Origin of the sequence: Streptococcus sp. 5004, assembly GCF_013276755.1 — a bacterium.
GTDB lineage: Bacteria > Bacillota > Bacilli > Lactobacillales > Streptococcaceae > Streptococcus.
On the sequence record NZ_VMLP01000014.1, the window covers coordinates 25,654 to 49,746 of the forward strand.

At 41.0% G+C, this 24,093-nt stretch carries 22 protein-coding genes, 2 tRNA genes and 1 pseudogene; 1 reads left to right on the forward strand and 24 read right to left on the reverse strand.

The window, feature by feature from the left end:
• Positions 1 to 18: 18 nt before the first annotated feature.
• The 23 genes and pseudogenes from HT685_RS05200 to parE form a co-directional block, all read right to left on the reverse strand.
• Positions 19 to 747, reverse strand: a complete 729-nt coding sequence (locus HT685_RS05200; RefSeq protein WP_173226557.1) for a GNAT family N-acetyltransferase — start codon at positions 745 to 747, stop codon at positions 19 to 21.
• A 7-nt stretch (positions 748 to 754) separates the two neighbouring features.
• On the reverse strand, positions 755 to 1,234 hold the full coding sequence (locus HT685_RS05205) for an NUDIX hydrolase (protein ID WP_173226559.1): 480 nt from the start codon (positions 1,232 to 1,234) through the stop codon (positions 755 to 757).
• A 9-nt stretch (positions 1,235 to 1,243) separates the two neighbouring features.
• Positions 1,244 to 1,942, reverse strand: a complete 699-nt coding sequence (locus HT685_RS05210; RefSeq protein WP_173226561.1) for a 3-oxoacyl-ACP reductase — start codon at positions 1,940 to 1,942, stop codon at positions 1,244 to 1,246.
• Positions 1,935 to 2,171, reverse strand: coding sequence for a DUF2829 domain-containing protein (locus tag HT685_RS05215; RefSeq protein WP_000141907.1), 237 nt, complete (start codon positions 2,169 to 2,171; stop codon positions 1,935 to 1,937). The genes HT685_RS05210 and HT685_RS05215 overlap by 8 nt, the downstream gene beginning before the upstream one ends.
• A gap of 110 nt (positions 2,172 to 2,281) precedes the next feature.
• Positions 2,282 to 3,126: pseudogene (locus HT685_RS10100) on the reverse strand (IS630 family transposase).
• A 299-nt stretch (positions 3,127 to 3,425) separates the two neighbouring features.
• Positions 3,426 to 4,838: a Fe-S cluster assembly protein SufB gene (gene sufB, locus HT685_RS05235; RefSeq protein WP_173226571.1), complete on the reverse strand. Its 1,413-nt coding sequence runs from the start codon at positions 4,836 to 4,838 to the stop codon at positions 3,426 to 3,428.
• Positions 4,839 to 4,891: 53 nt separating this feature from the next.
• Positions 4,892 to 5,332, reverse strand: coding sequence for a Fe-S cluster assembly sulfur transfer protein SufU (gene sufU / locus HT685_RS05240; RefSeq protein WP_173226573.1), 441 nt, complete (start codon positions 5,330 to 5,332; stop codon positions 4,892 to 4,894).
• On the reverse strand, positions 5,319 to 6,545 hold the full coding sequence (locus HT685_RS05245) for a cysteine desulfurase (RefSeq protein WP_173226575.1): 1,227 nt from the start codon (positions 6,543 to 6,545) through the stop codon (positions 5,319 to 5,321). Before HT685_RS05245 ends, sufU begins: the two co-directional genes overlap by 14 nt.
• 10 nt (positions 6,546 to 6,555) lie before the next feature.
• Positions 6,556 to 7,818, reverse strand: coding sequence for a Fe-S cluster assembly protein SufD (gene sufD / locus HT685_RS05250; RefSeq protein WP_173226576.1), 1,263 nt, complete (start codon positions 7,816 to 7,818; stop codon positions 6,556 to 6,558).
• Between the two features lie 27 nt (positions 7,819 to 7,845).
• Positions 7,846 to 8,616 (reverse strand): Fe-S cluster assembly ATPase SufC, encoded by a 771-nt coding sequence (gene sufC, locus HT685_RS05255; RefSeq protein WP_000114489.1) that lies wholly within the window; start codon positions 8,614 to 8,616, stop codon positions 7,846 to 7,848.
• A gap of 150 nt (positions 8,617 to 8,766) precedes the next feature.
• Positions 8,767 to 8,961: a DUF3272 domain-containing protein gene (locus tag HT685_RS05260; RefSeq protein WP_173226578.1), complete on the reverse strand. Its 195-nt coding sequence runs from the start codon at positions 8,959 to 8,961 to the stop codon at positions 8,767 to 8,769.
• Positions 8,962 to 8,988: 27 nt separating this feature from the next.
• Positions 8,989 to 10,644: a DNA polymerase III subunit gamma/tau gene (gene dnaX / locus HT685_RS05265; RefSeq protein ID WP_173226580.1), complete on the reverse strand. Its 1,656-nt coding sequence runs from the start codon at positions 10,642 to 10,644 to the stop codon at positions 8,989 to 8,991.
• Positions 10,644 to 11,141, reverse strand: a complete 498-nt coding sequence (locus HT685_RS05270; RefSeq protein ID WP_173278959.1) for a GAF domain-containing protein — start codon at positions 11,139 to 11,141, stop codon at positions 10,644 to 10,646. Before HT685_RS05270 ends, dnaX begins: the two co-directional genes overlap by 1 nt.
• A gap of 85 nt (positions 11,142 to 11,226) precedes the next feature.
• Entirely contained in the window at positions 11,227 to 12,429 is a 1,203-nt protein-coding gene (gene rpsA / locus HT685_RS05275) for a 30S ribosomal protein S1 (protein WP_001001630.1), read from the reverse strand.
• A 161-nt stretch (positions 12,430 to 12,590) separates the two neighbouring features.
• A tRNA-Gln gene (locus HT685_RS05280) sits at positions 12,591 to 12,662 on the reverse strand.
• A gap of 9 nt (positions 12,663 to 12,671) precedes the next feature.
• Positions 12,672 to 12,752: transfer RNA gene (locus tag HT685_RS05285), tRNA-Tyr, on the reverse strand.
• 49 nt (positions 12,753 to 12,801) lie between these two features.
• A complete protein-coding gene (locus HT685_RS05290; RefSeq protein ID WP_000037113.1) occupies positions 12,802 to 13,032 on the reverse strand; it encodes a DUF2969 domain-containing protein in 231 nt (76 codons plus the stop codon).
• 97 nt (positions 13,033 to 13,129) lie between these two features.
• Positions 13,130 to 15,097 carry a peptide ABC transporter substrate-binding protein gene (locus tag HT685_RS05295; RefSeq protein ID WP_173278960.1) on the reverse strand — a complete coding sequence of 656 codons (1,968 nt, stop codon included), beginning with the start codon at positions 15,095 to 15,097 and terminating at the stop codon, positions 13,130 to 13,132.
• A gap of 22 nt (positions 15,098 to 15,119) precedes the next feature.
• Positions 15,120 to 16,142 carry a branched-chain amino acid aminotransferase gene (locus HT685_RS05300; RefSeq protein ID WP_153226070.1) on the reverse strand — a complete coding sequence of 341 codons (1,023 nt, stop codon included), beginning with the start codon at positions 16,140 to 16,142 and terminating at the stop codon, positions 15,120 to 15,122.
• 134 nt (positions 16,143 to 16,276) lie between these two features.
• On the reverse strand, positions 16,277 to 18,748 hold the full coding sequence (parC, locus tag HT685_RS05305) for a DNA topoisomerase IV subunit A (protein ID WP_173226586.1): 2,472 nt from the start codon (positions 18,746 to 18,748) through the stop codon (positions 16,277 to 16,279).
• A gap of 52 nt (positions 18,749 to 18,800) precedes the next feature.
• Entirely contained in the window at positions 18,801 to 19,535 is a 735-nt protein-coding gene (locus HT685_RS05310; RefSeq protein ID WP_173226588.1) for a type II CAAX endopeptidase family protein, read from the reverse strand.
• Positions 19,516 to 20,349, reverse strand: a complete 834-nt coding sequence (locus HT685_RS05315; protein ID WP_173226590.1) for an aminoglycoside 6-adenylyltransferase — start codon at positions 20,347 to 20,349, stop codon at positions 19,516 to 19,518. Before HT685_RS05315 ends, HT685_RS05310 begins: the two co-directional genes overlap by 20 nt.
• 27 nt (positions 20,350 to 20,376) lie before the next feature.
• Positions 20,377 to 22,320, reverse strand: a complete 1,944-nt coding sequence (parE, locus tag HT685_RS05320) for a DNA topoisomerase IV subunit B (protein ID WP_000037260.1) — start codon at positions 22,318 to 22,320, stop codon at positions 20,377 to 20,379.
• 135 nt (positions 22,321 to 22,455) lie between these two features.
• On the opposite strand from parE, the gene plsY reads away from it, so the two are divergent.
• The gene (gene plsY / locus HT685_RS05325) at positions 22,456 to 23,097 is read left to right on the forward strand and encodes a glycerol-3-phosphate 1-O-acyltransferase PlsY (RefSeq protein ID WP_173226592.1); all 642 of its coding nucleotides are present in this window, start codon (positions 22,456 to 22,458) and stop codon (positions 23,095 to 23,097) included.
• Positions 23,098 to 23,134: 37 nt separating this feature from the next.
• Here plsY and HT685_RS05330 read toward each other — a convergent pair whose 3' ends face one another.
• Complete coding sequence (locus tag HT685_RS05330) at positions 23,135 to 24,091, reverse strand: ABC transporter permease (protein ID WP_055387421.1); 957 nt, start codon at positions 24,089 to 24,091, stop codon at positions 23,135 to 23,137.
• Between the last annotated feature and the right edge of the window lie 2 nt (positions 24,092 to 24,093).

Below are 24,093 nucleotides of genomic sequence, written 5' to 3' on the forward strand. Positions count from 1 at the left end.
ATACAATATCATATATAATTATATGAAACTTTTCTCTAGTTCAAAAGCTTCATAAGGTTCAGCTAACTCATATCCTAAAAATTCTGCTACTTTTTTGGAAGCCTCGTTATGAGCATCCCAAAGTGGAAACATATCTCTATTTAAACTCTCTAGAATCATTGCAGCACCAAGCTTTTTAGCAAATCCATTTCCTTGTTCGTTTGGTCTAGTTGCAACTTCCACTTCAACTGCTTCACGGTAAACTAACCCTGAGGAAATCCCAGCAATCAGTTCATTATTTTTAAGAATCACAAAGCCAAATCCACCTTTTAAAACAAAATCCTGATAGGACTCAAAATCCCCCTGTAAATCCTGTGACCATTCTTCCGTAGAAAAGCAGTTATAAATATGATTATTAATAGGCACAATATTGTAATCTTCCTCTAAATGAGTAACTAGATCATTTAGAAATTTAACTTGAAAATTTGCCTTATCTTTAAAAGAATAGCGAGTAAAAGAATTTAGCCCCACTTTTCGATGCAGAAAATCTTGCCAATTAGTATTTTCTGAAATAATAATCTTATAATCTAAACCATATTTTCTAACAAAATCTTCCCAAAATCTGGAATCCAAGTCCCCTGCTAGGTATAGAAAATTCCCAACATCATAAAAACTTGTTGTCCTATCATTGTTTCGGTAGACAGTTCCAATTTGAGATTTAAGACCATAGAGAACCATATTTTTCTTCCATGTTTTAAATAGTTCCATTATCCCCCTACTTCACTTTCCAATTCATGTAAGAAGTCTTGTCCAGTTCTGGAAGTCCTAATAATTCAGACTTAACCTTCAAGACTAATGGCGATACATTTTCTTCTGTAATCTCTTGAATATCCATCCAAATATATCCAAGTGAATCATTCGCACCATCAGACACAGCTTCCGAAGTCGTAACTTGAGGTGCACTCTCATTCATTTCTACATCATACAAAACCATGACATGGTGAACTATAAAATTTTTTAACTCTTCCCTGACAAAAACATCGTAGATTCGAGGATTGGAGTAACTTTTAACAGTATATCCCGTCTCTTCCATAACTTCTCTAGTCAGCGTTTCCGTCAGTCCTTCTCCAAGTTGCTGACTGCCTCCAGGTAAATCATACCGATGTTGATAAGGGCCTCTCGTTTTTTCAATGCAGAGTAACTTCCCATTTTCAAAGCAAACAGCGTAGACTCCAAAGTGTCTTTTAATTTCCATCAGATCCTCCTACTTCAAAGACCAGCCACCATCTATTGTCAGAATTTGTCCCTGCATGGCAGATGCCTTTCCACTGGCCAAAAAGAGACTGACTTCTGCCACTTCCTCTGATTCAATCCAGCGCTTGATTGGTGTTTCACTAGCCACCCAGTCAGCTAAGCCACCTGGCTCAAAATCCGCAGCGGTCATAGCCGTCTTGACTGCTCCTGGAGCAATCCCAAAGACCTGAATCCCAGCTTCAGCATAGTCTAGAGCCAACTGCTTGGTAAATCCAGCCAAAGCATGCTTAGAAGAAGTATAGGCGTGACCACCACCGCCTGCTAGACTAGAAGCGATAGAGCACATATTGATAATGATTCCCTTTTTATTTTCCAACATTTGTGTCAAATAATAGCGAGTCAACTCAACAGGAGTCACATAGTTGATTTCAAAAATCTCTTGAATTTCCTGAGCTGATTGTTCTAAAAGTGGCTTATAATCATCCAAAACTCCAGCAGTATTGCACAAAACATCAACCTGAGGACACCAGTCAAAAATAGGCTCCAAGTCCAAGGTTAAATCTCTCTGTAAAAAGTGAAAAGCACCCTCTAAGAGTGGATCTTCACCTTGGTCAACTCCATAAACTTGATAGTCCTTCTCTAAAAAAAGGCGAGCCTGAGCCAATCCGATACCTGAACTCACTCCTGTAATGAGTACACGCTTAGTCATGCACTTCTACCCAATCCGTCGCCAAAACATCACAAGGTGTCGGGCTCCACATAGAAAAACCTTCTCCTTCGCCAGAAACGTTGATTAGGAAGTAAGGCGTCACTTCAAGTGCAACTCCGTTTTGTTCAATAGTGTCAAAGAGTTGGACATAGTTTTCAGCCCCTCCCCAACCAATTCGTACATATTTTTTCTTAGCCTTTAATCCAGGAAGGATCTCTTCAAATGTCATGTTTTTCTCCTTTAATTCTACATTCTTCATTTAATTATAACAAAAAACCGTTGTGCAACGGCTTTTTGAGTCATTTTAAATCAAAATCAATAAGCATTTTATAATTATAGTCATTTAGTTTTAAAAAAGCGTTCCAAACATTCAAAAATATTTGGAACTTCCCTTAATAAATCAGTCACTTTCTTTTTCAAGATAGCCAAGCTTGCTCAATAGGATTCAAATCTGGTAAATAAGGTGGTAAAGGTAAGAAAAAGTGTTTATCTTGAAGGTAAAGTTCATCCAAGATATGCTTGAGATGAAAACTATCATTGTCCATAACAATGACATGAGGTGTCTTCAAAGCAGGCAGGAGTTGCGTTTTAAACCACTCCACAAAGAAATCGATTGTCATACTTTCCTTGTAAATCATGGGAGCTATAAACTCTCTGTCTACTTGTCCTGCAGCAATTGAAGTCCGCTCAAAACGCCGTCCGCTAATCTTTTCATAGACTTTCTCCCCTCTAGGAGCCCGTGCATAAGAACGATAGAGGTAGCGGTCGATTTCCGTTTCGTCATTATATACGATTGGTAAATCTTTTAGGCTATTCAAAATATCAAGAAACTCAGCGACTTTCTCTGGGTCTTGTTCTTTAGAGCTAGTTGTCTTTTTTTTAAAGTGATATAAATTGCTTTAAAGCTGTCCATACTGAAGGAACCACACAATCAAAATGTGCCGCAATTTCCCGTAAAAAAGCGTCTGGATGAGCCTCTACAAAGGCTTTCAATTCTTCTAAAGGAATCTTTCGGTTTTTGACGACTCGCTTTTTCCTCTCTAAGTGTACTTGTTCACGTCTTTCTGTTCCCACGTGAAGAAAGTTCTGACGCCAACATCAAAAACTTTGGCTGCCTCGACATGGCTGTGGTCCTCTTTGATGTAATCTAAGGCTCCTTGTTTAAAATCTCTACTATATGCCATAGATTTATTAGACCATGCTTATTTTAAACTAAGCAACTATATCATGTCTTGAACTGACTATTTTATATATTGTCTTACTTCGTCTTCACAAAAATATATCAAAAATCAAAAGCGCTTAGGAAAAACTCCATTTCATGAGAGAATGCAATAAATCTTCCCACAATAAAACGCATAATATCAAGTTTTTTTGACTCCTGATATCATGCGTTTTTCTGTTCTTAAAATATTTTTTCTCAGTTTCTTGTTGTCACAAATTCATCTTCAAAGTCCTTGATTTTTAGTAAATCTAAAATCAAATTTTACCCAACTGACCCTTCCATTTCATAGCTAATCAAGCGGTTGAGCTCAACGGCGTATTCCATTGGAAGTTCTTTAGTGAAGGGTTCAACAAATCCCATGACAATCATCTCAGTTGCCTCAGATTCTGACAATCCACGACTCATGAGGTAATAGAGTTGTTCTTCTGAAATCTTAGATACCTTAGCTTCGTGTTCCAAAGCGACTTGTGAGTTGTGAATTTCATTAAACGGAATGGTATCTGATGCTGACAAGTCATCCATGATAATGGTATCACATTCGATGTGAGAAACAGATTTCTTAGAGTTTTTATTAAAGGTTACTTGTCCACGATAGTCAACCTTTCCTCCACCTTTAGCGATGGATTTAGACACGATAGACGAGCTTGTATGTGGAGCGTTGTGGATCATCTTAGCTCCAGTATCCTGGTGTTGCCCAGCATTGGCAAAAGCGATAGAGAGCATGGTACCACGCGCCCCTTCTCCATCAAGGTAAACAGATGGGTATTTCATGGTTGTTTTTGCACCCAAGTTTCCATCAATCCACTCAACAGTGGCATCCTTTTGAGCTTTAGCACGTTTCGTTACCAAGTTATAGACGTTATCAGACCAGTTTTGGATAGTCGTATAACGCATATAAGCTCCGTCTAAGGCAAAGATTTCTACGATGGCAGCATGCAAGCTGTTACTTGAATAAGTTGGCGCTGTACATCCTTCTACATAATGGACACTTGCCCCCTCATCAACGATAATCAAGGTACGTTCAAACTGACCCGTATTCTCGTTGTTGATACGGAAGTAAGTTTGAAGAGGAATATCTACCTTGACCCCTTTTGGTACGTAGATAAAGGTTCCACCTGACCACACTGCTGAGTTAAGGGCTGCCAACTTGTTATCAGTCGGCGGTACCAACTTAGCAAAGTATTGTTTAAACAAGTCTGGGTATTCCTTGAGGGCAGAATCCGTATCTGTAAAGATAATCCCCAATTTCTGGAACTCTTCCTTCATATTGTGGTAAACCACTTCTGACTCGTACTGGGCAGAGGCACCAGCTAGATAAGCACGCTCAGCTTCTGGAATCCCAATACGTTCAAAGGTTTCTTTAATCTTTTCAGGAACATCATCCCAAGAACGGGCTGGTTTATCAGATGGTTTTTGGTAGTAGATCAAGTCATCAAAATCAATCTCTGACAAGTCTGCTCCCCAAGTTTGCATGGGCATTTTTTTAAATGTTTCGTAAGACTTCAAACGGAACTCTAACATCCACTCAGGTTCTCCCTTTGCAGCTGATAGTTCACGAATGACATCTTCATTCAATCCTTTTCCTGTCGATAGGACAGGCTTTACATCATCATGGAAACCAAATTTATATTCACCAAGGTCAATTGGTTTTGGTTCTACTCTTTCTTCAGCCATAATATCCTTTCTTTCTTCATTTCTAATGATTCATAAGACAAAAGAAACTTGTCTTACTGATTTTCTTGATTTTCAATTGTTTTCTTCAGGGCGTTCCAAGCTAGGGTTGCACACTTGATTCGTTGAGGAAATTTGGCAACGCCTGATAAGAAAGCTGCATCTCCAAGTTGGTCTTGACGCTCATCTTTTTGCCCTTGAACCATTTCAGAAAAAATAGTCGCAAGTTCTAAAACTTCTTGCTTGGTCTTTCCTAAGACTGCATCTGTCATCATACTAGCAGAGGCAGTCGAGATGGTACAACCTGAGTTTAGAAAAGCGATATCCTCCAAGCAGTCATCTGCATTAAACTTGACAGAGAGGTTGATGACATCCCCACAGGTTGGATTGTTAAGACTGATTTGTTCAGCATCATCCAACTTCCCTTGATGATGTGGATTTTTCGAATGGTCCGCTACCACTGCCATATAAAGGCTATCTAGTTTAGAAAGTGCCATTGAAAAACTCCTTTGTCTTTTGTAGGGCATCGACCAGCTTGTCACAATCTGCCTTAGTATTGTAGATATAAAAACTTGCTCGGGCTGTTGCTGGAACTTCCAAATACTGGAGCAAAGGTTGAGCGCAATGATGACCTGCGCGAACAGCTACACCTTCATAATCCAAAGCAGTCGCAAGGTCGTGAGGATGAAGGTCGCCTAGGTTAAAGGCAATGACACCTGAACGTTTAGCCAAGTTCTGAGAACCGTAAATAGTCAATCCTTCAATCGCCTGCAGTTTTGGATAGACGTATGCGATTAATTCCTGTTCATGAGCTTCAATAGCATCCATACCAATCTTTTCCAGATAATCCACTGCCGCAGCAAGTCCAATTGCACCTGCCATATTAGGAGTTCCAGCCTCAAATTTCCATGGCAATTCCTTCCAACTAGCAGATTGCTCATAGACGAAATCAATCATTTCGCCACCAAATTCAAGAGGTGACATTTGTTCCAGATACTTTTCTTTACCGTAAAGAACACCGATACCAGTCGGACCAGCCATCTTGTGACCTGAAAAGGCAAAGAAGTCCACATCCAAATCCTGAACATCAATCTTCATATGAGGAGTAGACTGAGCACCATCCACCACCATGATAGCTCCAACTTGATGGGATAATTGGGTGATTTCTTTGATTGGATTGACCACACCAAGAACATTGGAGGCGTGAGCAAGGGAGACAAACTTAACCTTATCAGTCAATTTAACTCGCAAATCATCCATATCCAGAGCTCCGTCCTTGAGATAAACATAGACAAGCTCTGCCCCAGTCTTGCGGCAGGCTTCCTGCCAAGGAATGATATTAGAATGGTGTTCCATGACGGAAATCAAGACCTGGTCTCCCTCAGTCAAGACTTCCTCAGCATAACGCGCTACCCAGTTCAGACTGGTTGTCGTTCCTCTAGTAAAGAGAACTTCCTTTGTAGACCCTGCATTGATAAACTTACGAATGGTTTCACGAGCCGCCTCATAAGAAGCTGTCGCCCGTTCTGCCAAGGTATGAACGCCACGATGAACATTGGCATTGTCGTTCTCATAGTAGCGGTTAATCGTCTCCAGAACTGCTAGTGGTTTTTGTGTCGTCGCAGCATTGTCCAAATAGACCAATGGTTCATCATTAACAATCTGGTCTAAAATTGGAAAATCCTTGCGAATCACTTCTACATCTAACATCGACTTCCCCTTAGCGTTTTGACAATTTTTCTTCGATAGTTGCAATCATTTCATCACGAACTTCCTTGACTGGAATCTCAACGATAACAGAGCCAAGGAAACCACGGACAACCAAACGTTCTGCAGTTGCCTTATCTAAACCACGGCTCATGAGGTAGTACATGTCTTCTGGATCTACCTGACCGATAGAAGCCGCGTGTCCTGCAGTTACGTCATTTTCATCAATCAAAAGAATTGGATTGGCATCTGAACGAGCTTGGTCTGAAAGCATGAGAACACGACTTTCTTGTTGCGCATCTGCTCCTTTAGCACCCTTGATGATGTGGCCAATACCGTTGAAAGTTAAAGTCGCTTTCTCAAGAATAACCCCATGTTGGAGGATATTTCCGATTGAGTTGCAACCATAGTTAGTCACTCGAGTATCAATTCCTTGTACCTGACGGCCACTTGAAAGAGCTACGACTTTAAGATCCGCATGGCTACCATTTCCAATCAAGTCGCTATCAAAGTCCGCAACGACGTTCCCTTCGTTCATGACACCGATAGCCCAGTCAATACTTGCATCGTTGCCTAATTTACCACGACGGCTAATGTAAGCAGTGACGTTTTCACCTAGACGGTCAATCGCAGCAAACTTCACTTGAGCACCAGAACGTGCAATCACTTCAACTGTGATATTTGCAGTTGCCTTAGCACTACCTCCACCACGTGACTCTAAACGTTCCAGATAACTAATCTTAGAATTTTTACCAGCGATAATCATAATATGCTTGTTAAACGGCACATCGCTATCACTATCTTGGTAGAAAATACCTTCGATTGGCTCTATGATTTCTACGTTATCTGGAATATAGAGTACAGCCCCACTGTTAAAGTAAGCTGTGTGGTAGGCTGCCAACTTATCATCGTCATACTTAACAGATGACATGAAGAATTCTTCGATCAACTCTGGAATTTCTTCTAAAGCTGAATGGAAGTCTGTAAAGACCACCCCTTGTTCAGCCAACTCAACTGGAATTTGTTCGAAAACAGTTTGAGTTCCAACCTGCACCAATTTCAAGTGGTTATCTAAAGCAGTGAAATCAGGAACATTTGTTGATGGCTCACTTTCTGTAATCGTTCCATCACCCAGATTCCAACGGTGGAATTTGACACGCTCAATAACTGGTAATTCCAAAGTCTCAATCTTGTCAAAAGCTTTTTGACGGAGGTCAGCCAACCAGCTTGGTTCAGCGTGCATTTCTGAAAAAAGTTTAATATTTTCTTTAGTCATTTACTTCTCCTAAAAGATACGAGGGAATTACAATTCTTCCTTGTAATCGTAGCCAAGTTCTTCAGCTAGTTTTGCGTATCCTTCACGTTCCAAACGCGCAGCCAATTCTGGACCACCTGAAAGGACAACACGACCTTCCATCATCACGTGTACCACATCAGGTGTGATGTAGTTCAAAAGACGTTGGTAGTGAGTGATAATCATAGCACCAAAGCCTTCACCACGCATAGCATTAACACCTTTAGAAACAACTTTAAGGGCGTCAATATCAAGACCAGAGTCAATCTCATCCAAAAGGGCAAAAGTTGGTTCCAACATCAAGAGTTGAAGAATTTCATTACGTTTTTTCTCACCACCAGAGAAACCTTCGTTGAGGTAACGCTCTGCCATTTCTTCTTTCATGTTGAGCAGTTCCATCTTCTCGTCTAACTTAGTGATAAACTCACGAACTGAAATCTTTTCATCATCTTCCTTACCAGCATTCATTGCTGCACGAAGAAACTCAGCATTGGTAATTCCAGGAATTTCTGATGGATATTGCATAGCAAGGAAAAGTCCCATACGCGCACGCTCGTCCACTTCCAACTCAAGGATGTTTACGCCATCAAACAAAACTTCACCTTTGGTAACTTCATAGTTTGGATTTCCCATGATAGCGGCAGAAAGAGTTGATTTACCAGTACCATTTGGTCCCATGATAGCGGCAATTTCTCCTGTTTTCAGGGTCAGGTTAACCCCTTTTAAAATTTCTTTTCCTTCAATCTCAACGTGAAGATCTTTGATCTCTAATACTGACATGATAGTTCCTTTCTTTTTCAAGACCTTTACAGTTCTTACTGGAAACATACTTGATTTCCCTAGAAAATACGGTAAAAGGTCAATAAATATACTTTTATAGTATAACAAAAAAAAGCCTAAAAGGCTTTGATTTTGTCTAGAAGCTGAGGACTAGTCTTTTCCTTTTAAATGCTTGTCAATGACATCTACTATTTTGCCCATCAAGTAACTGACTCGAAAATTTCTAAAGAGTAAAATGGCCCAAAAGGCTGCCATAATATAGCGACCAGTCATCCAGGCTTCATTGAAAAAATAGGTCTCAGCAGCTGTAAACAGTGCGATGATAATAAATTGTTGTCTATTCATAAACTTATTGTATCATGAAATCTTTCTTTAGTCTTCCTCTACCTTCACTTTATCAGCCAAAAATTCAAATCCTTCTGGAATCAGGCTTTCTTCTACTTCTTTTTCAGTTTGAGAAGATTTGGCTTTGGCTGAAAAGGCTGCGCGAACTTCTTTCCATTCCTCCATGGAAATGGCTAAAATCTCAGGTGAAAAACCTGCTGCCTGACTGAGGATATTGCCAAACATGGTGTTGAGATTGTCTCGTTTCATGGTTTGACCAGCATTGAAGTTAGATTCAAAAGCAAGAATGGCATGGTGTTCATTGGCCGCAACCGGTTGAGAACCAACTAGCAGAGCCTTATCAGGGCCTCCTAGACTTTCAATCACCTCTCCCCAGGCATTCTGCAAACGAATCAGATTTTGACGTGCTAAATCAGGATTTTCGACAGCCTCTTGTAAGATAGATTGAACTTTATTGCGATCCACACGATAGACTGTCTTACCTGCCGCTGGACGACTAGGAGCTGGGGTTATTGGCTTGGGCACCGTTCCCACATTGGCGAGTTCTTGTTTGAGACGGGCAACTTCCTGTCTAAGTGCAGAAATTTCATGTTCAACCGCCCCTGAAAGAGCTGGTTCAAGCTTGATTTCTGCCAAACGGATGGTCATCATCTCAGCGTAAATCTTGGGCTGCAAACTAGACTTAATATCTGCTAAACTGACTGTCGCCAAGCGAATCATTTCAAACAGATTTTCTTGAGGAAGTGTCAAATTTTCTACAAAGACTGGACTATGATGAGTGTTTTCTCCCCCTGTTTGGACAATTAACAAGTCTCTTAAATAGTGCAAAAGGTCGGTCACAAAACGAGTCATGCTCTTACCATTGTCAAAGAGAAGATTTAAGCAAGCTAAGGCTTTGGGAACATCCTGTTGAGACAAGGCGGCCACATAATCATCCAAGGCTGATAGGCTAATGGTGCCAGTAATTTCTTCAGAGATAGCAGTCGTCAGCTCATTTCCCTGTGTCAAACTCAGGGCTTGATCCAAAATAGACAAGGCGTCTCGCATTCCACCTTCAGCTCGTCTAGCAATGACTTCCACAGCCTCTGGTTCAGAACTGATATTTTCTTTATCTAAGATATAGTGGATATGTTCCTTAATATCCTGTGTTTTAATTGATTTAAATTCAAAACGTTGCACACGGGATAGAATAGTGGCAGGAATCTTGTGCAATTCAGTAGTAGCTAAAATAAAGACCACATTCTGTGTTGGCTCTTCCAGCGTCTTTAGAAGAGCATTAAAAGCCCCTGTAGACAGCATGTGAACCTCATCTATGATATAAACCTTATAACGAGCAAGGCTAGGCGCATAGGTAGATTTATCACGAATTTCACGAATTTCATCAACCCCATTATTAGAGGCCGCATCCATTTCGATGACATCTTCTAAACTACCATCCGTCACTGCCTGACAGATATAGCAGTTATTACATGGTTCACCACCCACTTGATTGGGACAGTTCATAGCCTTGGCAAAAATCTTAGCCACACTGGTTTTTCCCGTTCCACGAGGACCAGAAAAAAGATAAGCGTGACTTATTTTCTCTTGCTCTACCGCTTGTTTAAGAGTCTTAGCCACAACTTCTTGACCAACCAACTGAGAGAAGTTTTGACTTCTATATTTTCGATAAAGTGCTTGATACATTAGGCTTTCTCCTCAAACATTATAAAGTCCCATTCTGTCTTTTCAAGCAAAATAGCGACAAATTGTTCCAAATAATCTCGATCCATAGCATCATAATCATCAATCTCTGAAGAATCCAGATCCAGAACCCCTAGCAATTGACCATTCTTAACCATCGGAACAACAATTTCACTTTTAGCACGACTATCACAAGAAATATAGTTAGGATAGGTCGTCACATCTCCAACCAGAACAGTTTCCTGAAAGTGAGCTGCCTCACCACAAACACCCTTGCCTAGCGCAATACGGATGCAGGAAACACCACCTTGGAAGGGACCTAAAATCAATTCCTCTCCATCGAACAAATAAAAGCCTGCAAATACAGTATTAGGAAAACGTGATTTTAGAAGAGCACTGGCGTTGGAAAGATTAGCCAAAACATTACTTTCACCTTCCAATAAAAAAGAGAGCTCTTCATTTAACATTTGATAATGTGATTGTTTTTCTGATTCTAACATAGAACTATTATATCAAAAAAGGCTTACAGACAAAAGAAAAATCCCTTGTTTAGAAAACAAAGGATTTTATGAATTTTCAATTTGATTAAAGTTCGATATCACCGAACAAGTCAGCCATTGAGAATCCTGTTTGTGTTTCTGGAAGTTCGAAATCACGTTTTTCTTGACGTTTTGGACGACGTGGACGAGCAGCACGTTTTTCTTCTTTTTGTCCTTCTTCTTGAGCTGGACGCTCTTCAAGAGCTTTGATAGAAAGTGATACGCGCTCTGCATCTGCGTTAACTTCAAGAACTTTAACTTTAACTTCTTGACCAACTTTAAGAGCTTCTTTTGGATTTTCAATACGTTTGTGTGAAATTTGTGATACGTGAACAAGTCCATCGATACCTGGCAATACTTCAACAAATGCACCGAAGTCAGTCAAACGTTTAACTGTTCCTTCTACTACATCACCTTTAGCCAATTTTTGCTCAACGCCATCCCATGGTCCAGGTGTTGTTGCTTTAAGTGAAAGTGATACACGTCCTTCTTCTTCGTTAAGATCAAGGATTTTCACTTCAATTTCTTCACCAACAGTTACAACTGATTTTGGTGAAACGTTACGTTCATGTGATAATTCAGTCAAGTGAACCAATCCGTCAACACCACCAAGGTCGATGAAAGCACCAAAACTTGTGATACGTGCAACTTTACCAGTTACTACATCACCAACAGCCAATTTACCGAATACTTCAGCGCGAGCTGCTGCTGTAGCTGCTTCAACAACTTCACGACGTGAAAGGATGAAGCGGTTTTCTTTAGCATCAACTTCTTTGATTTTAGCATCAAATTCTTGACCTACAAAACGCTCAGTGTTACGTACGAAACGAGTATCCAACATTGAAGCTGGGATAAATCCACGAACACCTTCAAATTCTACTGAAAGTCCACCTTTAACGGCACGAGTTCCTTTAACAGTAACAACTTCTTCTTCACGACCAACAAGTTTGTCCCATGCTTTGCGAGCTTCAAGGCGTTTTTTAGATACAAGGTATGTAACTGTATCAGTATCTTTACCAACTACTTGACGAAGTACAAGAACATCCAATACTTCTCCTACTTTAACAAAGTCATTGATATCTGCATCGCGATCGTTTGTCAATTCGCGAAGAGTCAAGACACCTTCAACACCAGTTCCAGAGATTGCAACGTTAGCTTGAGTCGCATCAACTGTCAATACTTCAGCACTAACAACATCACCAGTCTCAACTTGGCTAACGCTATTTAGCAAATCTTCAAATTCGTTCATCTAAAAAATCCTCCAACAATCAAGTTTTTCTTAAACTTGACATACTTATAATTTTTTTCCTAAGCACCCGCAAGGACATGTTCATATCGTTCACGTCTTTCAATTATAAAAATAAAATACCCTAAGATATTTTGCTTTTTATCTTGATTATTACCTAAGAACTGGGGTAGCTGGATTCGAACCAACGCATGAGGGAGTCAAAGTCCCTTGCCTTACCGCTTGGCTATACCCCATTGATAAAATGGAGAGAGAGGGATTCGAACCCCCGAACCCGAAGGAGCGGATTTACAGTCCGCCGCGTTTAGCCTCTTCGCTATCTCTCCTACAATCAACATGGACTATTATATCATGAAAATTTCAAAAAAACAAGACTTATTTTGCTAAATTATAATTTTCAATCAAAATTTCCACAGCTTTTTCCAATTTTTTATAAAAACTATCGACATTCCCATTCTTTATGATGGCAAATTGTCCGTCTAATTCGGCAATTTCTCCGATAACTTTTTTACCAATAGTCAAGGTATAACCTTCAAAACTGTCTTTTCCAACATTAACTTTGGCATCTGCTACTTGAATTTCGATTTTTTTATCTTTCTTGCTCATTTCATACCTCTCTTCACTTTTTCTATTTTACAAGAAAATCCTAAAACTAGCAAGAAAAAACTCTATATCAGGCTTGTCTGACATAGAGTTTTCTGCTTTATTTAACATGTTTTTCTAGTTCTTTTTGATATTTGCTATTGGATTCCAATTTTTCTTTTTGCCATTTTTTAAGAGCTTCGTCATATTCTTTTGTTGTAACAATATCTTTTTGCAATTTCATTCCTTTAAAGATATATGGGTCACCTTTAATACCAACTTGTGAGTATGGTTTTGAGAATGGCACGACATTACTTACAACTGGAGAACCACCAGATGAGGCTGTTGGCATCAATAATGAACTATCTGTCAACCAAGCTTGAGCCTTGGCATATTTTTCATAGCGCTCTTCAAGATTTGTAGTTTCTGAATCGGCATCATCCAATAATTTCTTATACTGGTCCAAACCAAGTTTCGCTACGACATCCTTATCTTTCCCTTTAGTAATACCAAGGTGCTTCATGGCAGAACCAGATTTAGGATCCATGATATTCAAGTAAGATGCTGGGTCTTGATAGCTTGGAGCCCATCCTGTACTGTTCAAATCATAGTCTTTTTGAGAAGGAACACGCGCTTGAGAAGTGATTGTTTCCTTTTCATTATCTGTCATTTGAAGAACATCAATGACAATATTTTCTGCACCAAGAGTTGATTCGATAGACTGTTTGAAAGAATTACTTTGTTGAACGGCGATGGTATCTGTTTGTTCAACTGGTACATCCAAGTGAATTGGGAATGTTACACCTTTAGATTCCAAATCTTTCTTAGCTTTTTCAAATGCTGCTTTAGCCTTGTCAGGGTTGTAGATAGAATCCTTACCATCCACTAACTCAACGCCTTTCCATTGGTCACCATAGTTCACCAACTCTGCTTGAGCGATTTGACCAAAGTTTTTACCACCTGCTTGCACAAAGTTGTCAGGAACAAGGCTGTTACGAATAATCTTGTCCGCACCGTCTTCACCATTTAGCTGGGCAGCATAAGAATGGCGGTTGAAGGCAAAGTTGATAGCCTGACGGAAGTCCTTATTAAGCATAGCTTCTTTTGTAGAAGTCTTTTGCTCTTCACTTGTTTTCGCAGTTTTATTATATGACTGACGATTTACGTTAAAGGTGAAGTAATAACTACTTGAATCCTGTGGGCTATAGGTGATTTTATCTCCGTATTGTTCCAAAGTTGAAGCAAAGTTTGAGCTACTTGGGAAGAGACGGGCTGTCGTATAGGCACCTGAAGAGAAGCTACGAATCAAGGATTCCTGATCAGAACCATCGTAGTAGGTCAATTTGATTTTCTCTATTTTTACCTTTTCTTTATCCCAGTAGTTTGGATTTTTCTCGTATTCGATTAACGATTTAGAAGTCAAGGTCTTCAAGATATAAGGACCATTGTAAAGAATACCTGCTGGAGTAACTGCTCCATAATCTTTACCTGATGCCTTCAAAAACTCTTCATTTACAGGCAACATCGTCGCTGTTGTAACTTTAGAATTCCAGAAACTTTCTGGTTTGTTTAGGGTATATTCAACTGTATAATCATCCAAGGCCTTAACACCAACTGTAGAGAAATCATTGGTCTCACCAGTCATGTAGGCATCCAAGCCCTTAATTGAATTTTGGATGAGAGAGACACCGTCTGACTTACCGTCAGCTACGTGTTTCAATCCTGTTACAAAGTCATGGGCTGTTACTTCTGCATATTCTTCACCTTCAGAAGTGTACCATTTAACTCCTTTACGAAGTTTGTAGGTATAAGTCAACCCATCTTTTGACACAGACCAATCCTCAGCCAAGGAAGGAATAACATTTCCGTACTGGTCGTTTTCCATCAAGCCATCAACCACGTTCCCGATGACATCTGTTGTAGATGTACGAGTCGCTATACTATAGTCCAAAGATGCTGGATCTACTGCATAGACATATGAAAATGTTGTCGGTGCATCTGCTTCTTTATCAGCTTTTCCACAAGCCACTAAAAGAGCTGTTGTGCTCAGGACCACTCCTGCTGTTAAGAGCCACTTTTTCGATTTCATCAAAAATCTCCTTTTGTTTATTTTAATCTACTTTTACAATCCAACCTTCTGGCGCTTCAATATCACCAAACTGAATACCTGTCAATTCATCATAGAGTTTACGAGTCACAGGACCTACTTCTGTTTCACTATAGAATACATGGAAATCATCACCGTGCTGAATTCCACCAATTGGTGAAATAACTGCTGCTGTACCACAGGCACCTGCCTCTACAAAACGGTCAAGGTTATCAATTGGGACATCTCCCTCAATAGGAGTCAAGCCCAAGCGGTGTTCTGCCAAATAAAGCAAAGAATACTTAGTAATAGATGGCAAGATAGATGGGCTCAATGGTGTTACAAACTCATTGTCAGCTGTAATTCCAAAGAAGTTAGCTGAGCCGACTTCTTCAATCTTTGTATGAGTTGATGGGTCTAGGTAGATAACATCTGAGAAATGACGTGACTTGGCCAATTTCCCTGGCAAGAGACTGGCAGCATAGTTCCCACCAACCTTAGCCGCACCTGTACCATTTGGAGCCGCACGGTCGTATTCATCCTGAATCAAGAAGTTGGTTGGAACCAATCCACCCTTAAAGTAATTTCCAACTGGCATAGCAAAAATTGTGAAAATGTATTCCTCTGCTGGTTTAACCCCGATAATATCTCCAACACCAATCAAAAGTGGACGAAGATAAAGAGTTCCACCTGTTCCATATGGTGGTACGTATTCTTCATTCGCGCGGACAACTGCCTTACAAGCTTCTACGAACATGTCTGTCGGAACTTGTGGCATCAAGAGACGATTACAAGTACGTTGCAGACGTTTAGCATTTTCGTCAGGACGGAAAAGTTGAACACTACCATCCTTAGTACGGTAAGCTTTCAAACCTTCAAAGGCTTGTTGACCATAGTGAAGACTTGGAGAAGACTCTGAAATATGCAAAGTTGCATCCTCTGTAAGCTCTCCTTGATTCCATTGTCCATTTTTAAAATGAGCAATATAGCGATAAGGTAATTTCATATAGGAGAAACCAAGGTTCTCCCAATCAATCGTTACTGTCATATTCCACTCCTTATTCTAAAAACCTATTTCTTATATTCTACACTTTTTTTCTAAAATAGCAAGTATATTTTGTAATTTTCAGAAAATTTCTTCAATAAAAAGAATCAGCTCTTAGAACTGATTCCTCATTTCACTTATTTAGCTTCAGTAAATACTTCTTTAAGATAAGCGTCAAAAACTTCTTCATCTGAAATCGTGTCAGAGATGAAGCTACCATTGCTGGTACGTTCTGACAGGTTCAAATCTTGCAATCGGCTTTCGTAGATTGTTCCTTTGTTGGATTGAACAAGCAGAGTTTGGTCGTTCTCTTCCACTTCTGTACTGAAGAGGTCACCAACGAAGCCCTGTTCTGCAACTGCTCCTGCTAAGAAGACACGATGCGGTTTGTTTTTCAACTCACGCAAGACTTGTAAACCACGTTTGGCACGGCTGGTTGCCGGAATTTCGTCAATAGAAACACGTTTCAAACTTCCACGTTGGGTCAAGAGGTAGAAGGATGAGGTGTTGCAGATAAAGGCGGATTGGAGAACATCATCTGCTTTCAGGTTTATAGCTTTGACACCTGCAGCCTTAGCACCGACAACTGGAACCTCTTCGATATTGAAACGCAGGGCGTAACCGTTTTGGCTAATCAAGAGTACATCATCCAGTTTAATCGGAGCCACTGCTACAATTTGATCTGTCTCGTCTTTGAGCTTAGCATACTTGACAGACTTAGACTTGTAGGTCCGCCATGGAGTGAATTCTTTGCGTTCAACACGTTTAATTTGACCAAGGCGAGTTGCTGTAAAGTAGGTTGTCGCATCATCGAACTGATCCACTACTTCTGCATAGAGGATTTCTTCGTTCGTTTCGAAGTTTGTAATGGTCTGGCTCAGATGCTCTCCGATATCCTTCCAACGAATATCTGCCAATTCATGGATTGGTCTGTAGATGACATTTCCGAGACTTGTGAACATCAAGAGGTGCTGGGTTGTCTTGGCAGCTTGCACAAAAATCAAACGATCGTCATCACGTTTGCCAATTTCTTCCAAGGTGGAAGCCGCAAAGGAACGTGGACTAGTACGCTTGATGTAACCTGCCTTGGTCACGCTGACGTAGGTATCTTCCTCAGCAATAAGACTAGCTGTATCAATCTCGATTGCTTTTGCAGTGTCTTCCAAAGAACTCAAACGCGGAGTCGCAAATTTTTTCTTGACCTCACGAAGCTCTTTCTTCATGAGATTGTACATAGTCCGCTCATCACCGATAATAGCTGCCAGCATGGCAATCTTTTCACGAAGTTCTGCTTCTTCCTCCTGCAAGACAACAACGTCTGTATTGGTCAAGCGGTAAAGTTGCAAGGTAACGATGGCCTCAGCCTGCTCTTCTGTAAAATCATAGCTGATTTTAAGGTTTTCCTTGGCATCAGCCTTATTCTCAGAAGCACGGATAAGAGCAATGACTTCGTCTAAAATCGAAATCACGCGAATCAGACCTTCAACGATATGGAGACGTTTCTCAGCCTTTTCCTTGTCAAAGCGAGAACGCGCCAAAATCACCTCACGACGGTGGGCGATATAGCTAGACAGGATTGGAACAATCCCAACCTGACGAGGTGTGAAATTATCAATCGCCACCATGTTAAAGTTGTAGTTGATTTGCAAATCAGTATATTTGAAGAGATAGTTGAGAACAAGCTCCGTATTGGCGTCTTTCTTGAGTTCAATCGCAATACGAAGACCATCACGGTCAGACTCATCACGAACCTCAGCAATACCTGCAACCTTGTTATTGACACGAACATCATCGATTTTCTTAACCAGATTGGCCTTGTTGATTTCATAAGGAATCTCAGTGACAACGATTTGTTCCTTACCACCTTTTAGCTTTTCAATCTCAGTCTTGGAACGAACAACCACGCGCCCTTTTCCGGTTTCATAAGCTTTCTTGATTTCATCACGACCCTGGATAATCCCTCCAGTCGGAAAGTCTGGTCCAGGCAAGAATTCCATGAGTTTATCCACCTTTGCAGTTGGGTGGTCAATCATGTAAACCGCCGCATCAATGACCTCAGCCAAATTATGGGGAGGAATGTCTGTAGCATATCCAGCCGATATACCAGTCGAACCATTGACCAAAAGATTTGGAAAGGCTGCTGGCAAGACTGTCGGCTCTTTCTCCGTATCGTCAAAGTTCCAAGCAAAAGGAACGGTCTTTTTATCGATATCCTGAAGAAGATAGCCTGCAATCTCAGACAAACGCGCCTCGGTATAACGCATAGCCGCAGGTGGATCTCCGTCCATAGAACCGTTATTACCGTGCATTTCAACCAATATCTCACGATTTTTCCAGTCCTGTGACATACGAACCATGGCATCATAGATAGAACTGTCACCGTGTGGGTGGAAATTCCCCATGATGTTACCGACAGACTTGGCCGACTTGCGGTAACTCTTATCAAAGGTATTACCATCCTTATTCATCGAATAAAGAATACGGCGCTGAACCGGCTTCAAGCCATCACGAATATCTGGCAAAGCCCGGTCTTGAATAATGTACTTGGAGTAGCGACCAAAGCGCTCTCCCATGATGTCCTCTAGGGACATGTTTTGAATGTTAGACATAATAATTCTCTTTTTAGTGTTTTATTGTAAAGTAAATCTATATTTTATAAATTTAACTGTTTCTTTGTAGGTAGTGAGAAAAGAAGAGCAATCCTACTAATCCTAGAATGAATAAAAGATTAATTTTAATAACAAATAAGCTAAGTAGGGTATTAATTAGGCCGTGAAAAATGGCGCAAAAAAGGACTGACTTAGTCTTTTTGAAAACAGCTGCTAGAAGAATACTGAGATAAATTGCAAATAGACTGAATAATATAAAAGGCATCCCACTTTGGGAACTTCCAATCACAAACCATAAAGGTACATGCCAAATTGCCCAAATACAACCTGTTATCAAACCGGAAATCCAAAAGGAGAATCTAGTTTCCAAAGTTGGTTGCAAGATGCCTCGCCATCCCAATTCTTCTTCGCCACCATAGATACAGATTGCACTCAAAAAAACAACAAACAAATTTCCTAGTGGAAAAGCCGGATTAAGTTCCTTAGAGGAGAAAGCGATGACACCTGTCTGCACGAAAATTAGTAAAAGAAATAGCAAAATATATTTCTTTGAGTCCCCTAAGATAAAAGAGACTATGCTTTTAATGGATTTTTGAGGCAAACAAGAAATGGCTGCAATGGTTGGACCGAAACCTCCTAGTAAATGGAGAAAAACTCCTAGTGGACTTGTTAGACTTAAGAGGCTCATTTGCGTCAGAAAAGCGAGCAATCCCCAACCAAATCCCCAAGAAATGAGAAAACTAATCAGTAAAAATTTTGTTATCTTATTATTTTGTAAATGTTTCATTTGTTTCGAGTCTCTCCTTAGCATACTCAATCATCTTCTCAGCAGTTACTTTGTCATAGTGGAAGCCGGTTTTAAGAGAGAAGGCCTGCGCTTCTTTATGGAAAAAGTTCATGGTAGCGAAGAGAGACTTGGTGAGGCTTTTCTGGTCAAAAAAGTCAAGCAAGGCTGTAAATTCTTTCTCTTTCTCAGCAGGCAAATACTGAAAGAGGTACTTGTAGTTCTTGCCGATATCGACTTTCCCCCTATCACTTGCAACCTGCCAAACTAAGATTTTTAGGAGTTCTTGTTGACAAATGCCATAGAGATGATCGGTCGCATAAATAACTTGCTTACGACAGATTCCTTTGACCACATAGGCGGAAACCCACCAAAATTCATTGCAGGCTTTTTCGAAATCTATCTGACTAGCTGGATTCGTCCAGTAACGTTGAGGATTTGGAGAATAAGGCGCAAACAAGCCCTTAGGGTCCTCTAACACCGTGAAATCCGCTTCGCTTTCTATCCACTCCTTGATATATTCTTTAGGACATAGAGTCAAATCAATCCTATTGCCATCTTCAAAGAGCATAAGAAATAGACGGCGATGTCCCAACCTAACCTCTTGCTCGATAATACGTTTACCAAACTGATCTGTCCAAGATAAATCTGAGATCAGCTCGTCCAGATTCTCTACAACATAGACTACATCGTAATCTTGAAATTCATCTTTTAGGGCCTTTGGGTTTGTCCGCGAACCAGACATGGCGACAGCCGCAACTTGTAAGGTTTCAGCAGTCTTTAAGATTACATCGAGCATTTCTGTTTCAGTTCTCATGTTTATACCCATTCATTAAAAACTAACTTAAAACACTGTCGCTTCCTCCAGCGTAAACTTGACATTGTCTTCAATCCACTTACGACGTGGTTCGACCTTATCTCCCATGAGGACATTGACACGGCGTTCGGCGCGTGCTAAGTCTTCGATTGTAACACGGATAAGAGTACGCGTTTCTGGATTCATGGTTGTTTCCCAGAGCTGGTCCGCATTCATCTCACCGAGACCTTTATAGCGTTGGAGGGTAGCGCCTTTACCGAGCTGCTTGCGGAGTTCTTCAAGTTCTCCGTCTGTCCATGCGTAGGCCACTTCTTCTTTCTTGCCTTTACCTTTGGACATCTTGTAAAGAGGCGGGAGGGCGATATAAACATGTCCTGCCTCAACTAGCGGACGCATGTAGCGGTAGAAAAATGTCAAGAGTAAAGTCTGAATGTGGGCACCGTCGGTGTCCGCATCGGTCATGATAATGATCTTGTCATAGTTGGCATCTTCAAGGGAGAAGTCTGCTCCGACACCTGCACCGATGGTATAAATCATGGTGTTGATTTCCTCATTTTTGAGGATATCCGCCATCTTGGCCTTGGCTGTATTGATAACCTTACCACGAAGAGGTAGGATAGCCTGAAATTTACGGTCACGACCTTGTTTGGCAGAGCCACCGGCAGAGTCGCCCTCGACGAGATAGAGTTCATTCTTAGCAGGATTCTTAGACTGGGCTGGGGTTAATTTACCAGACAGCAAGCCCTTATCTTTTTTATTTTTCTTCCCATTTCGGCTCTCATCACGCGCCTTACGTGCCGCTTCACGAGCATCACGGGCCTTAATAGCCTTGCGGATGAGGTTAGAAGCCAATTCACCATTTTCCATAAGGAAGAAGGTCAACTTATCCGCTACAATTCCATCCACAACGGGACGAGCTAGTGGACTTCCTAGTTTGTCCTTGGTCTGACCCTCAAACTGCAAATGTTCTTCAGGGACTAGAATAGAGAGGACAGCCGCTAGCCCCTCACGATAGTCTGACCCTTCAAGGTTTTTATCTTTTTCCTTGAGAAGACCTGTCTTACGCGCGTAGTCGTTCATAACCTTAGTAATGGCAGACTTAAGTCCAGTCTCATGCGTTCCACCATCCTTGGTACGAACGTTATTGACAAAGGACAAAATATTATCTGAAAAACCATCATTGTACTGGAGAGCTACTTCCACTTGGAAACCATTGTCTTCACCTTCAAAGTAAAGAACTGGCGTTAAGGTCTCCTTGTCTTCGTTCAGATAAGAAACAAAGTCCTGCACCCCATTTTCATAGTGAAACTCGATCGCTTCATCTGTTCGCTCGTCCGTCAAAGACAAGGTCACATTTTTCAAGAGAAAGGCTGATTCATTAAGACGCTCTGAGATGGTATTGTACTTGAAATCTGTCGTAGAGAAGATCGTCGCATCAGGCATAAAAGTAACCTTGGTACCTGTTTTAGACTTGGGTGCTGTACCGATTTTCTTCAGAGTCGTGACAGGTTTTCCACCATTTTCAAAACGTTGCTTGTAGATTGCACCATCACGAGTGATTTCAACTTCTAGCCAGCTAGAAAGGGCATTAACAACGGAAGACCCCACCCCGTGAAGTCCACCTGATGTCTTGTAGCCTCCTTGACCGAATTTCCCTCCTGCATGAAGAATGGTAAAGATAACCTCAACAGTTGGAATTCCCATCGCGTGCATACCAGTTGGCATTCCACGTCCGTGGTCTTGAACCGTTAAACTTCCATCTTTATTAATGGTCACATCAATACGATCGCCAAACCCAGACAGGGCTTCATCGACCGCATTATCGACGATTTCCCAGACTAGGTGGTGGAGACCAGCACCATCGGTCGATCCGATATACATTCCTGGACGTTTACGGACCGCATCCAACCCTTCTAGCACCTGAATGGCATCATCATTATAATTGTTAATATTGATTTCCTTTTTTGACACAAGGAACCTCCTATTCGTTCATCTTTACTATTCTACAAGTTTTCCAAGGATTTTGCAAAATTTTTCTTTCTCCGCTGTGACAATTTCAGAAGAGATTCTCTGCCTTTCTTCTCCATTTCATGATATAATAGGAGTATGATTACAATAGTTTTATTAATCCTAGCCTATCTGCTGGGTTCGATTCCGTCTGGTCTCTGGATTGGACAAGTTTTCTTTCAAATCAATCTGCGAGAGCATGGTTCTGGTAACACTGGAACGACCAATACCTTCCGCATTTTAGGTAAGAAAGCTGGTATGGCAACCTTTGTCATTGACTTTTTCAAAGGAACCCTAGCAACGCTTCTTCCGATTATGTTTCATCTACAAGACTTTTCGCCTCTCATCTTTGGACTTTTGGCTGTTATTGGCCATACCTTCCCTATCTTTGCAGGATTTAAGGGTGGTAAGGCTGTCGCAACCAGTGCTGGAGTGGTTTTCGGATTTGCGCCTGTCTTCTGCCTCTACCTTGCGGTTGTTTTCTTTGGAACCCTCTATCTTGGTAGTATGATTTCGCTATCTAGTGTCACAGCATCTATCGCGGCTGTCATCGGAGTTCTACTCTTTCCACTTTTTGGTTTTATCCTGAGCAACTATGACCCTCTATTCATCGCTATTATCCTAGCTCTTGCTAGTTTGATTATCATTCGTCATAAGGACAATATCGCTCGTATCAAAAATAAAACTGAAAATCTTGTCCCTTGGGGATTGAACCTAACCCACCAACATCCTAAAAAATAAAACGCCAGTTCATTCTGAACTGACGTTTTTTGTATGCTTATTTTGATTTGATATAGTTGATACCATCTGCTTTTGGTGCAACTGCTTTTCCAAAGAAGGCTGCCAAGACAAGAATTGTCAAAACATAAGGTGCGATTTGAAGATAAACCGCAGGCACTCCTTGTAGGAATGGCAATTGAGATCCGATAACAGCCAAACTTTGTGAAAGTCCAAAGAAGAGACTAGATAGCATGGCTCCGATTGGATTCCATTTCCCAAAAATCATCGCAGCAAGAGCGATAAATCCAGGTCCAACAATAGTTGTCACTGAGAAGTTAACTGAGATGGATTGAGCATAAATCGCTCCGCCAATTCCACCTAGGAAACCGGAAATAATGACTCCAAAATATCTCATCTTGTAGACATTGATTCCCAAGGTATCAGCTGCTTGAGGATGTTCACCGACAGAGCGGAGACGAAGACCAAATCGAGTCTTGAAGAGGATAAACCAAGCAAGGAAAGAGAAGGCAATCGCCAAGTAACCAAGAAGACTAGTTGACTTGAAGAAGATATCACCAATCACTGGGATATTTGCCAAGACTGGGAAGTCAAAGCGTCCAAAAGTTTGACTTAAGTTGTCGGTTTGTCCTTTGTTATAAAGAACTTTCACCAAGAAAACAGCCAAGGCTGGCGCCATCAAGTTCAATACCGTACCGCTGACAACATGGTCTGCACGGAAATGAACCGTCGCTGCTGCGTGGATGATAGAGAAGAGGCCTCCAACCAATCCTGCTACAAGCAAGGATAGCCATGGAGTTGCTGCTCCAAATTGTTCTGCAAATTCAAGGTTAAAGACAACTCCAGAAAAGGCACCCATAACCATAATTCCTTCAAGACCGACGTTTACCACACCACCACGTTCAGAGAAAACACCACCGATACTTGTAAAGATGAGGGGCGCTGAGTAAATCAGCATAGAAGACACCAAGAGGGTGAGCAAGGTTGTAATAGACATCT